Source organism: Bradyrhizobium forestalis (assembly GCF_002795245.1).
In the GTDB taxonomy this organism is placed as follows: domain Bacteria; phylum Pseudomonadota; class Alphaproteobacteria; order Rhizobiales; family Xanthobacteraceae; genus Bradyrhizobium; species Bradyrhizobium forestalis.
In genome coordinates this window covers 1-12,217 of the sequence record NZ_PGVG01000015.1, presented here as the reverse complement: position 1 = coordinate 12,217, position 12,217 = coordinate 1, and the positions used below count along the sequence as shown (strand labels likewise).

Annotated in this window: 8 protein-coding genes and 1 pseudogene; 6 read left to right on the top strand and 3 right to left on the bottom strand. The window is 58.3% G+C overall.

The window, feature by feature from the left end; genetic code table 11:
• Nucleotides 1-1,634: 1,634 nt before the first annotated feature.
• Entirely contained in the window at nt 1,635-1,841 is a 207-nt protein-coding gene (locus CVM73_RS18980; RefSeq protein ID WP_208639223.1) for a hypothetical protein, read from the bottom strand.
• Between the two features lie 1,751 nt (nt 1,842-3,592).
• Here CVM73_RS18980 and trpD point away from each other — a divergent pair.
• The 3 genes from trpD (at nt 3,593) to CVM73_RS18960 (ending at nt 6,004) form a co-directional block, all read left to right on the top strand.
• Entirely contained in the window at nt 3,593-4,606 is a 1,014-nt protein-coding gene (gene trpD, locus CVM73_RS18970) for an anthranilate phosphoribosyltransferase (RefSeq protein ID WP_100233434.1), read from the top strand.
• A 252-nt stretch (nt 4,607-4,858) separates the two neighbouring features.
• Nucleotides 4,859-5,044, top strand: coding sequence for a hypothetical protein (locus tag CVM73_RS18965; RefSeq protein WP_100233433.1), 186 nt, complete (start codon nt 4,859-4,861; stop codon nt 5,042-5,044).
• A gap of 441 nt (nt 5,045-5,485) precedes the next feature.
• Nucleotides 5,486-6,004, top strand: coding sequence for a flavin reductase family protein (locus tag CVM73_RS18960; RefSeq protein WP_245452349.1), 519 nt, complete (start codon nt 5,486-5,488; stop codon nt 6,002-6,004).
• Nucleotides 6,005-6,352: 348 nt separating this feature from the next.
• Here the strand turns inward: CVM73_RS18960 and CVM73_RS18955 are convergent, their stop codons facing one another.
• The gene (locus CVM73_RS18955) at nt 6,353-7,081 is read right to left on the bottom strand and encodes an outer membrane protein (protein ID WP_100233432.1); all 729 of its coding nucleotides are present in this window, start codon (nt 7,079-7,081) and stop codon (nt 6,353-6,355) included.
• A 709-nt stretch (nt 7,082-7,790) separates the two neighbouring features.
• Between CVM73_RS18955 and CVM73_RS18945 the strand changes: the two are divergent.
• A pseudogene (locus CVM73_RS18945) lies at nt 7,791-8,649 on the top strand (M20 family metallopeptidase); the annotation flags it as partial.
• 966 nt (nt 8,650-9,615) lie between these two features.
• A complete protein-coding gene (locus CVM73_RS18940) occupies nt 9,616-9,879 on the top strand; it encodes a hypothetical protein (protein WP_100233431.1) in 264 nt (87 codons plus the stop codon).
• A gap of 55 nt (nt 9,880-9,934) precedes the next feature.
• Here the strand turns inward: CVM73_RS18940 and CVM73_RS41760 are convergent, their stop codons facing one another.
• Complete coding sequence (locus tag CVM73_RS41760) at nt 9,935-10,237, bottom strand: hypothetical protein (RefSeq protein ID WP_430641308.1); 303 nt, start codon at nt 10,235-10,237, stop codon at nt 9,935-9,937.
• Nucleotides 10,238-10,368: 131 nt separating this feature from the next.
• Here CVM73_RS41760 and CVM73_RS18930 point away from each other — a divergent pair, with 131 nt between their 5' ends.
• Nucleotides 10,369-11,685 carry a preATP grasp domain-containing protein gene (locus tag CVM73_RS18930; protein ID WP_100233429.1) on the top strand — a complete coding sequence of 439 codons (1,317 nt, stop codon included), beginning with the start codon at nt 10,369-10,371 and terminating at the stop codon, nt 11,683-11,685.
• Nucleotides 11,686-12,217 lie beyond the last annotated feature (532 nt).

Here is a 12,217-nt window from a genome sequence, read left to right as displayed (position 1 = left end):
GCCAGTATTGGTCGCACATCGACGAATAGAGCGCCCATCAGCAACACTGATGCCCGCCATCGCTCTCCCGCGCTTCGAGCAAGCGTTAGTGGGCATTCATGTTTCATGGCTACCTGCTTGAGCACAATACACTGGCGGCTCCTCCTCTCCAACGAATTGGTCGTCATCATGGCATGCTCCCGTAGGACCTTCGACATCCACACTCCATGACGACTCGCAAAGCCACTGATGGCACCAGTTGATGCTGCCCGGCGATTAACTGCTTGGTGAGATCGCACTTGATCATTCACAGCTTGTCGTCGAGTTCGACCCTCTATGCCGCCTGCACCAGAGCCGCGGACGCCTGACATGAACTGTCTTGGAGCTGGTAGCATCCAGCGGGTCGCCTGCATCTCGGTATCTCCTCGTAAGCTAACGGTCAGAAACAATGATTAGTCGATCTCAATCTGGGCGACCGTCGACCGATCTTCCCGCGTCACTACGATGCAAGTCCCAACTCATTGTTCATGGTATCGCGCTCGCGAAGCGCAGCGCCTTTTGCCGCCATTGCGGGTGTCGTCTTTCAGACATGGACGTCGCGAATCCGACCTCTGGCAGCGACTCTGTATCGCCAACGCCCGACAGACGCGCTTTTGTTGGCAGCAAAGCGGTACCGATACTTCTGCGTCGTGGCATGTAGATTGCTGCGGTGACGGAAAGCGACCTTAACTGTACCGACGATACACGAGCATACATCGACCGGAGGATCGCCGCGCAACAGACAACGATCTGATACTCTCCTTATGAAAGAGGACTACGAACTTATGAGTGGTATGAGGCATGCAAAGCTCGGCTTTTTTCGGGGGACCAGCGCGACGTCTGATGAAATGACGCATTGGCGCGCACCAAAGCACCCACCGATCAAGCACTACCGCTGCGATTGTCGCTCCCGGCAGGCGCAAAAGAGGTGGAACCTTTGGCCTCTGGCCGCACTCCTCGTAAATGCGCTGCTTTGGGCTGGACTCTACTTTATCATCGCAGCGTTCTTCTGAAATAATCCTCGCGGACGGCAGAGGCGCGAGGAGCTTTCCGACGCCTCTCGCAGGCCGCGGCCGCACCATCTGCGGACCATCAACCGGACGTGGAGACCTCTTTCACAGACTTGGTTCCAGCGCACACTTCGCCCGACTACCTGGAAATCTGCCCCTCGGACGAACGTAAAGGAATGTTGAGGCATGACGCAGATGTCTCGAATTGGCGAAACTGATGTGCAATTGCAGCCGCGACGAAGTTCCAAACACTGGACCTGTAACAGCTGAGCGTTCCGGCGCAGATGGCATACGGGCTTCCGCGTTAACTGCGACGCATCGACTGCAAATTGAGGTGTAAGTTGCGCATTTTTTTATATGAGAATTAGCTTTCGAGAAGCTGACTAAACAAGTAGGCCTGAAGGAGCGTTCGGCAGGCGGACTGCTCCGCCTTCACATATATGTCGCGATCTGGAGCGCGGCACAGGACCGTCAGGATGCGCCACCCTACGATGCCCCTCAACGTCCCTTCCAGGCACTGACTTGCTCGCTGAGCGACATTTGCGTGGCCATTGGGTTGGCTAGCGATCAACAGGCTGGCGCCTTTTGATGATCCGAAGGGACGCTTTACAGCTCTTCCTCATGCCAGGTCTCGTCCTCCTCTTTGTGCATCTGCCACACGTGGGCGCGCCGAGCCAGCTTGTCGTATTCCACGGCAATTTTGAGCAGCCTGTCTTTGGCTTTTCCGTCAGCGAGCGCTTCCGCTTTCTTTCGCGTTGCTTCCGCACGGCCTCGCCAGTGGTCGGGTTGGTAGAGTTTACTTTTCGGATTCATGCCGCGAGCATGCAATTCGCAGATCAAAGAAATGCGACACCGGCGCTCCGTATAATCACGTAACAGCGACGCTCGGAGCCACGGTTGCGAAGCGGACAGTCGCATGCACAGCCGCTATTCTGAAACACCACAGTGCGCTTTGCAGCCGAGGCTCTTACGAAGAATGCACAGCTCCGACATCCTCAGGCGATCAGACGCACGAAGGGGCTTGAACCGCACGTAGCGTTAGATTGTACGATCCTCGACAAGCGGGAACCACGTCCGACAATCCAGACCGTTCCGGACAGGTCATGAGAATTGCGAATGTTTCAGACATCTAGGCTCACCTGGCGCGACTCGATCAGGACGATAAGATCCTCCAGGTGCATCCTTGTCCGCGCTGCGTCGGAGTTGTTCCTGTCGCGGCTGGACGAAATCGCGCGTTTCGAGCTCTGCACGGTAGGCGCTCCCATCACCGTCGCCTCGGCAGAGCGGACGATGGAGGCTCCATCCCAGATACCCCACCCAAGGTCTTCACATATCGCGGAACACAGGCGCGATTACACCAAACATAGTCTCGGCGCGCGCCATCATGGTTCGCTCTGAACGATCGAATGCATCATCAACAGTGGCTTGGGCGCACCTGCCCCTTTTGCCTGCTCTCTCTGCCTCGAGATAGCTGGCACGAGCCCTCCCCTGCTACGGCGTCATTAGTCGGTTGGCGGTACGGTGAGCCAGAGTACCTAAGCACATGTCAGGCGCCAGAATGCCTCGCGACGTCGAGGCATGCACCGAACAACTGGAAGTTCCAGAATGATCACTTGCTGGACCAGCTCAGCCGCCAGTGCTTCCACGGTTAGTGGTGCTGCGCCACTAGGGCACGTGTCGTTTCTGTCGTGCCGGACAGATGACCAGCACCATGCGGACCGCAAAAGCGGAAGCACGAGCATGCCGGCACCGTCCTTAAGCAGTTCCGGCCTGTTTACCGGTTGACAGGTCATGTCGCGCTCCGCGCAGAGGACAATAACGTAGCTACACGGACTTGAAGGGATATCATGACTCAAAATCAACGAAGTCAGTTAACTCCGCGCCTCACAATCTACCACTGCGCCATCGCTCTTGTCGTCGCAATGACAGCTGTAATCCCCGGGCCGGTCAACGCGCGCGATCAAACGCCGACCGCAGAAGAGAAAGAGGCCTGCATGGAGGACGTATTCCGCCTTTGTAGCAGCTACATACCAGATCGCGCAGCTATCACTGCCTGCCTCAGATCCAAGCAGGCGAACCTCAGTCAGCAATGTCGCCACGTGATCTCCGTGCGAGACACTGGCAAGAAAAGCAGCGAATCGAAGTGACGATGTGGCGGCTGTTCGTTTACCGTTTCAACGCTTCACCACGGCGGCGCCCGAAGGCTAAAAGGCTTTGTAGGATGCGTGATCCGGCCGGAAGACCGCGGTAAAGAGGCCGCTGCGGACGCGGCCACCGGGCGCGAGACAGTGTCATCGGTCCTACGACAAGAAACTGCAGTGTTCTAGCTGGTCGACGATCTCCTCTCGACGGCACCACCGAAATGGAGAGCTTGACCCTCACGTTGCGTCAGGTTGTAGCCTCGCCAAGTGTGCCCACACACAACCAACTGTCGCCTCAAGCGTCAATGAGGCCATGCCGCGTGGGGCGGGCCGCTGCATCAAGGCAATCGGTTCCGGGTCTCTTCAACGATGTCTCGCTGAACGGAAGAGCTCAAGGTTTGGACAGGGAACGTGTAAAGTTCGATGGAAGTTCTTAGATCGATCATCGGCAAAGTTGCCACAGGCGCCGCTCTGACGCGTGACGAAACTGCGTCAGCCTTCGACAGCATGATGTCGGGTTACGCAACTCCCTCGCAAATCGGTGCCTTGTTGATGGGGATGCGGGTCCGGGGCGAGACGGTCGAAGAAGTCACCGGCGCCACCTCGGCCATGCGGAATAGAATGCCGCGGGTCGAGGTGGCATGCGAGCCCGTCGGTCTCGCTGGCACGAGCGAGACCCTTATGTATTCCGTCAACGTGTCGACCTGCGCTTCCTTCATCGTCGCCGGGGCCGGCATTCCTGTCGCCAAGCATGTCAACCGCGCTGCGTCTTTTGGTTCAAGCACCGCAGACGTGTTGGCGCGCCTCGGTGTGAAGGTCGATCTCAAGCCTGAGGCCATCGCACGTTGTGTGCAGGAAGCCGACATCGGCTTCATGTTTGCGTCAGCCCATTATCCGGCGATGCAGCGCATTGGGCAGATCCGGAACGCAGTTGGAACCCATACGATCTTTAATCTGATCGAGGCTCTGTGCAATCCGGCCGGGGTCAAGCGGCAGATCGTTGGGGCTTTGTCTCCCGAATGGGTGCAGCCTCTGGCGTGCGTCTTGAAGAACCTTGGTGCCGAGTCGGTTTGGGTTGTTCATGGCTCGGACGGGCTCGACGAACTAACCCTCACCGGCCCATCATTTGTCGCTGCGCTTGAGGCAGGTATAGTCCGCACCTTCGAAGTGACGCCGGAACAAGCCGGGCTCCGCCGCTGCCGCAACGACGCGCTGGAGCGCAGCGATGCGGAGGCTAATGCCGTTGCGCTGCAAAATGCACTTGATGGCGCATCAGGTCCATTTCGCGACGCCGCGCTTTTGAACGCGGCGGCGGCGTTGGTCGTGGCCGGGCGGGCCTCGACACTGCAGGAAGGCGTAGCACTTGGACAAGAATCACTTGATCGCGGCGCCGCAGCCGCTCGACTGAAGCGCCTCATCGCAGTTTCGAACGCCTGAGAGCCGAGTTGGCCGATGTTCCAGTATTGCGACCAAGTCTGCAGCTCACGAGCGCGAAAATATTGCAGCCAGGAATGCACGTCACTTCTGCGGAATTTCAAGGAGCGTGCGCCGCCTGAGCTCGGCCTGACGCCAGTTCGCGTTGAGCACGGGACGCGAGAGCCAACTTTCTTATCGACGAGAGCCTGTTGCAGCCCGGGTTGCCGAGGTGAGAACCCGCGACGAAGCGCTGCGCGCCAAAGGAGATAATCGATGATGTCCTGGCAGAGGATTGAGACACTCGGATCTATTGCAGTGATAGAACACATCATTCGCAAGTTTCGGGAATTGATCGATACAGATAGCTCAATCCCGCCGGAGCTGCGTGGTACGCTGCACGCGACGCTCGATCAGCATCTTCTCGAGGCAAAAAAACGTGTTCTCCTAAAAGTACATTAGGTGCGCCGATGCCGTCTACATGCGGAGAAACTCTGGCAGGCGCGGGCCGATGCCGCAATCGGCATCATCCGGTCCGCACGAGGCCCGGCGAGGTTCCAGCCCAGCTGGTCGGAGCGCGACCACCGCTCCATGTGCACTGGTGCGTCGCCGGGCTGCTCAGCACGGTTCGCTGTTTGATGGGGGCCCTGTTGAAACAGTGGCGGCGACAATTCTCAGTTCCGCCGCCGCGATCGCCATCCAGCGTAACGCGCCGAGATATTGCACGTCCGTCCGGTCATGACTGTAGCTGATCCAGAGGACATCAAAGGCATACTCGGTCTCAATCTGAGCCTACTCGTCACGCAATTTTGAAACCGCGTACCCCATTACAGGCCCAACAGGGATCAAAGTCGTCTCTGGTGTGGAGACACTAGAAGTGGGGTTCAACTGCAGAGGCTGATCATGACCCACCAGTTCTCTCCTGCGATTCGGGATATGCCGTCTATCCGACCGGCAGAGTTCCGCCATGCCATGCAAAGCCTGCCAAGCGGTGTCGCCATCGTGACGACCGGGACGGCAGCCGGAAGACGGGGACTGACGGTGAGTTCTGTGACGTCCATCGGCATGGAGCCGCCGTGCCTGGTCGTTGGCATCAATGCCCGCTCCGAAGCACATGATGACATCCTTGCCAATGGCAGCTTTGGAGTCAGCGTTCTCCGCAGTGACCAGGAGGACCTTGCCTTGCGTTTTGGCGGTGAGGAGGGGGCGAAAGGCGTTCACCGCTTCGATACCGCGCCCTGGGATCAGGGCGCCCTCGATGTACCGCTATTACCGAATGCATTTTGCGCGCTCGAATGCGTTTTGTATGACCACAAGGTGCTTGGCACACACACCGTCTTTATCGGGCGAATTATCGCGACCCGACAAAGCGATGGGAGTCCATTGATCAACTTCCGGGGCGCGCTTCGTACTTTTGACTGAGTGCGATCTTTGGCGCAGATCCCGTCGGGAGAGCAGAACGGTCGATGGCCTCAATCCCTGGTCGCTTCCACGACAGTCATCGAACAATTGCCCGGGCTGCGACTGGTTTCACAGATTAGAGCTCGTATTGAAAGGTCTTATCAGCTCCGGCGATTTCGGCGCTTCGCCTGTCGTGCTCGGACGCAGGAGATCTCATGCCTCGTTCTCCCCATCCCCGTTCACGTTTTTTGAGCGACCGGTTCGTGGCCAACGGAATGGATCCCGAGGACGGGGTCGCGCGTCCACGCCTCCCTGGCGATCCAGAGAGCCCCGTGGGGAGAACAGAAGAAGCTCACCATGCGAGCCGGCCTATTTGAAGGCAGCCATCGGGTCGCCAAACTTATAATTGAGCCGCGCCGTGACCAGATCAACGCCCTGGTGGATTCGATCAGTCCCAAAAGCGTTGGAGAAGTTCACATCGTTGTCAGGCAGGAAGAGATGATTGTACTCCAGTCCCAAGAACCAGTTCGTTGCGAGCTTGACATCAATTCCCCCTCCAACAGCGAGACCCCAGCGGACGATATCTGCCGTCGCAAGCTGCTGCCCTGTCACATCCGAGTAGATCTTATAAGAGGTACTCGTCACCGCGGCGCCGGCGGTGGCATATAGCAGCGCTTCGCCAAAGGCATATCCAAGGTGACCAGTGAACAATCCCACCTTGCTCAGCGCCGTTTGATTCTTGGCGTTTGACCATTCGCTGTTATTGGAGCCGTTAAAGTCGGACCAATTGGCTCGGCCCTCCACCCCGAAAACAGTTCTGCCAACTTGCCACCGGTGGCCGATCTGCGCTCCCAAAGTGCCCCCGCTTGCGTCGTGCGAGCCTTCGGGCGTGGTGCCGTTTAGATACCAGGAGTTTTGACTGGATCCCCAACCATGATTTAGGCCGGCGTAGAAGCCGCTCCAATCGTAGTAGGCGGCAGCAATCTCGGTTGGCGGCAGCGCCTTATAGATTTGTCGCGGAGCGGAGTCCGCGCCAAATGCGGGTCGCAGAATGCAAACAACGATAACGCTCGCGCTCAGTATTCGGCTCATTTTCATGTCGGTGCTACTTCCTTGTACTCATTCCCCGAGCGAACCCTTCCTTACCATCTGTTGCGAGAAATGCTGTCACAGAGCTGCAACAACCCTCTCGACATTTCAATTGGAATCGAACCTAGCGTTAGATTTGAAGTGCGCTGCAGACTCAATTTTTGTACAGCCGTTTCGAGCTGCGTCTTGGCTGGCTGAGGCGAAGGCGTGATGATTCAGTTCACGCCCTTGTATGCGGAGCGACGGGCGTTACTTGATCGCGCAGACGATAATTATTCAGGGCATGGATGGAGAGTGTAGCATGATTGCCCTTCGAAGTTGTAAGGTCACTCTCTCATTCCAGCTGCTGCATGGTAACCGGCATGAGCTTCCACGTCTGCGGTGATCAGCGGGCGCGTGGGTAGCGGATCGGCATCCAATATTGGCGCATGGCCTCGACGACCGCTGGAATATCGGCGTGGGCGTTACGCAGAAAGTCGGCGGTCTCTCGGCCGCTTCGGGGTGGTCCAAGCATCGGCCGCCCCGCTGGCGGGCAGCCTTCCAGTTCCAGGCAAGCAGCTCGTGGAGCTGATGGCTCTTGGTGCGCCCGGAGACGATGCGCTCCAGCACGTCGGTCAGATAGCCCTGCGAATCGAGCTCATGGTCGATCCGTCAGCTCTGACCGAGATGGTGCTCGCGCTTGACGCCGAGAACGAGAGTATCCATCCGAGCTAGATCCATCGAACGGATACCATTCAAGATCGAGGGCGACCGAGCGTTCGGCCCCGGCATCTACGACACGAAGGGCGGTGCCTACCTCGCCTATCACGCATTCCGGCAAATCTGCGCGGATGATGCACACCCGCCGCTCGGCATCACGCACCTCTACGTCTCGGACGAAGAGATCGGCAGCCGAACCTCGCGCGCGCTGATCGAGGCCGAGGGCCGCAAGGCCAAATACGTACTAGTGACCGAGCCGGCGCGCGACGGGGGCAAGGTCGTCACGGGGCGGAAGGGCGTTGCGCACTTTGACGTATTCATCAATGGCGCTCCCGCGCATGCAGGTACGCGGCCCGAGGACGGCCGCAGCGCGATCCGGGAACTCGCCCATGTGATCCAGACGCTGGAGGCGATGAACGATCTCACGCGCGGTATCACCGTCAATGTCGGGGGCGTCCGCGGCGGCACCAGGCCCAACGTCGTCGCGGAACTGGCCTATGCGCAAGTCGACATGCGCGTCCCGACCATGGCCCATGCCGACGAGCTGGTGCCCAAGATTCTCGGCATCACCTCGCGCACCGAGGGCGTCAGCGTGAAGGTATCAGGCGAATTGAACCGTCCGCCATATGAGAAGGCCAGCGCCGGTGTCGCACTTTACGCGCACGCCAAAACGCTCGCCCGCCGAACTTAGCTTCGAGCTGCTCGACGCGTTCAGCGGCGACGGCTCCGACAGCAATTTCACCGCGCCGTATACCGCGACCCTTGATGGCCTTGGCGTTGACGGCAAGAGCGCGCGTACGCGTTATGAGCAACTCTACATCTCGTCGATTGACCCTCGCGCGCGGCTGCTGTACCGCCTCTATCAGACGCTGCGATAATCGCGGCGCCAGGCGAAGTCAGTGACCGCGACGTGCGTTTTGATTGACGGCCGCCGGCAGATTCGAAGGACCGTTCTTCGCCCTCCCCAAGGGCTACAGGCTGCGCCCCGTCAGGCCGACCTCATCGAAAACTATCGGCCGCAGGCCGGATTTCGCATTGCAAATCAGCGTCGGATAGAAGTGACCGAGCTATCCGATGACGGCACCGGAGGTCAGGGGGGCAATCGGCTGCAAAGGTAGTGAGCACTTGGTCGCAAAAGGGCGGTTTCCGACAATGGGCTTATCGGCAGCGGCCCTGATCTCAAAGAGAGGACGAGCTTTCCTGACGCAAATCGCAGCGCTAAATGCGTGCGAGACCGGACCGGCCGGCCGGCCCGATTTGAGAGCTTGGCCACGTTCACACGGCTGCATAAAAGGGCTTGAATCGGACGTAACGTTACGTTGTACGGTCTTGAGGTGGGCACATATCTCGCTCTGCCGCGGGGATCGTGAAGGATTGCGAATGTCTCAGCTGGTCAGATCCTCGTCGATCCTCACCCCCAGTGGCGGGTCGGTCGGAAGGGTCCTGCAGCGAATCCTAATTGCGGCGCAATCGCTCGTACGTAGCTTTGAAAGGCTCGCCATTCCGGAAACGAGACTACGTGGCTGTTCTGGCCCGGGGCATCAGAGAGCCGACGAGGTCAGAATTGAGCGACGTAGGCCTCCATCCGAACCCCTAAGTGGGCGACGCTGCTTCCCGAATCTGAACCAAGCCCCTCCTCTGGCGCGGCACCGCGCCAAAATCAGTTTGCCGACCCGGCTTTCCGCTCTGTTACTGCTTTCCCGTGGTAGCAAGGCATTTCCATCGCGCAAAGGTGCGACCGACGGCGGGCCTGCGCAGGTTTTCAACGAGCCTAAGCTGCAATTGTCGCTCCGCGTGGCCCGCGCGGCATCGGAAGATATTGGTTGGCATTATGGAGCAGCAAGTTGAAGGAGCCCGACGGCCTCAAGAAGGTCCTGTTGATCGACCATATTGAAGGCCAATGCCGTTGCATCATCGGCTTCAAAGATGGAGATGCCAGAGAGGCCTATATGTGCGGCGAGCCTGTATATCAAAGACGCGGCAAGAAACTGTCTTCGTGGTGTGTTTATCACTACGGACAGATGCACACGACCGCCGCCCAGCAGAGCAAAGAGAGAGATCAATCGGCCGAGATCCCTCAAGAAATATCCATTGTTCGCAACCCATGAGAACCATCATCCTTCCAAGGCCGTGTAATCATAGCCTGTACAAGGGGAGACCGAATCATGTGATCGGGGCCTCGCCAAGCAATTCCGGATTGCGGCGGAAACGTAATATGCGGGCGCGAGGCGCATGAATAGGTTGTTGGATCTCTGCAGCCTGATCGACCGAAACGCTACGTATGCTCGCGACAAAACTGCGATCCACTTCGAAGAGCAGCCTCTCAGCTACGTCAGCCTCAACCGACAGACTGAGCGTATCGCTCGCGCATTCAATCAGCTCGGCGTGCAGAAGGGAGAGCGGATAGCGATCCTCAGCTTCAGCAGGCCGCATTTTCTGGGGCTGTAATGGTCGATGAGAACGCACCGACCTATCCTCTCTCGGAGCAAGACCGCGCGAAATCAAGCTTCGCTCAGTGCCTCACCACGGCGCAGCAAGTTCAGCATTGTTGCATCACGATCCCTTTCTGATCGCGTCAAGATGTCCGGAGGTCGCGGATGCCGCGGATCCTGATCATGAATGCCGGTACGGCTCAAATGTCGGGCGCCGATCTGTCACCAGCTCAACTTTCGCTGGCCGCCAACTCGGCATACCGTTCAGCGTGGTTTTCTCATGAGGGTGACCTGATAGTCTCCCCGGTAGTCATCCCGGCGGATCTGCTATCCTTCATTGGCGCGACGCTCGATTTCCACGCATCGAGTCTCTGTCTGCTTGTACCTCAAGGCGGCAGCCAATCGCCGGTCCTTGATGATTGCACACTCCTGTCCAAGACTGTTGTTGAGCGAATCGCCAGACATATTCGTCAGAACTCAACTTGGCGATTGTATCCCTGCTACTCTACTGAAGGCGTCGCACGCCTGGCGGCCATGCTGGGCATACCGCAGATCGGCGACGACTTCGCTCTGCAGCGAGGGCCTGATCTGTTGAACCGCAAGAGCCACTTCCGTCAATTGGCGACAAGCGTCGCACTTCCGCTGCCCAATGGATCTGTCACGACGGACTCGAACGAACTATTCAGAGCGGTCGCTTCGCTCAGAACCCAGACCGGCAGTGTCATCGTAAAGCTGGACAATGGAGCCGGTGGGGTCGGAAATGTCATTCTGACCGGCAATGAAAGCGATCCACTACCTGGAGCAAGAGATACCCGGCGGATTCCATGGCCGTCCTTTGATCCTGACGCGCTTTGGTCTGAGATGACAACGGCATCCTGTAAGACGCTGGTCGTTGAGTCCTACCACCTGGCGAAGTCTTTGTTCTATCTCGAGTATGAAATCGAGGATGATGGTTCAATCGTTTTCAGGAACAGTGGAAACATACGACTGTGTAAAAGCGCGGATCGATCTGAGAGAGCTCTGATCTGGACAGGACTTGAGCTTCCAAGCGACCTGGGGAACGAGCAATGGTTGACTGCCCAGGCGCATGCCTACCGATTTGTGGCGCTTGCGCGAAACCTGGGATATCGCGGAATGATCAACATTGACGCCATTTTCGCTACTGACGGACGGTTGCTGTTTAATGAAGCGAACGGCCGTTGGGGTGGCGGCTCGGTGTTACACAGCATTGCCGTCCGGCTGCTGGGATTCGACTATTCCGGTTGCAACGTTATTCTATCCGTAAGAAATGTTCGATCAGGATCCCTCAAAATAGCACATGATCGTTTGGTCAGGGAAGGATTTCTGTTCGACCGCACACGCAAGGAGGGCGTGATCCCGCTTGCCGCCGACCAAGAGGCTGGCACGGTGGAGTGCCTTGTGATTGCGCGCGATAGGGCCGCGGCCCGCGATCTACAGCACCACCTACTGCGAATGGTTTGATTGAGATCACAGCGGCCATATCTTCAACCGCTCAATTCATCGGAACTTGTCCCTGCTTTCGATCGCGCGCGGTACCTGACGCTCGTCTAGCTCGAGCTCTGTCCGCTCCAATCGCGACCGCCCTTAAGTCGCTCCTGAAGGGCTGGCCGATCGGCGATGAGGTGCTCGAGGTGCATCGGCTCATTGTCTGGCCGCTCGCCCCGCGCCAATCGTCCAATCAGCGCTCGCGTCGCCTCTACCACGTAGACCCCGCAATCATGGCCGTTTGGGCGGCGGCGATCAAGGTGAGACCTTAGCGACAATCAGGATGAGACTGCGCCGATGGGGACGGACCGAAGGGAGGGCGTAGCCCGACCGGAGGACCGTCCCCATCGGCGTCGCGTTTTTCGGACCCGTCTGGCGGCCGGGTGCGGCTGGTGCAAGCTGTTGATTCGTCTCGACAAGAGGGAATCGATGCCTTGCCTGGCCTTCACATCACCGACCACCAGATGAGGCTGTACATGACCTACCGACTGACATTGTCTCCCGAGGC

Excerpts from the sequence above, each read along its gene's own strand:
- CVM73_RS18980 (WP_208639223.1), bottom strand. The coding sequence starts at position 1,841 with ATGAATCCGAAAAGTAAACTCTACCAACCCGACCACTGGCGAGGCCGT.
- CVM73_RS18955 (WP_100233432.1), bottom strand. The coding sequence starts at position 7,081 with ATGAAAATGAGCCGAATACTGAGCGCGAGCGTTATCGTTGTTTGCATT.
- CVM73_RS18960 (WP_245452349.1), top strand. The coding sequence starts at position 5,486 with ATGACCCACCAGTTCTCTCCTGCGATTCGGGATATGCCGTCTATCCGA.
- CVM73_RS18930 (WP_100233429.1), top strand. The coding sequence starts at position 10,369 with ATGCCGCGGATCCTGATCATGAATGCCGGTACGGCTCAAATGTCGGGC.
- CVM73_RS18965 (WP_100233433.1), top strand. The coding sequence starts at position 4,859 with ATGATGTCCTGGCAGAGGATTGAGACACTCGGATCTATTGCAGTGATA.
- trpD (WP_100233434.1), top strand. The coding sequence starts at position 3,593 with ATGGAAGTTCTTAGATCGATCATCGGCAAAGTTGCCACAGGCGCCGCT.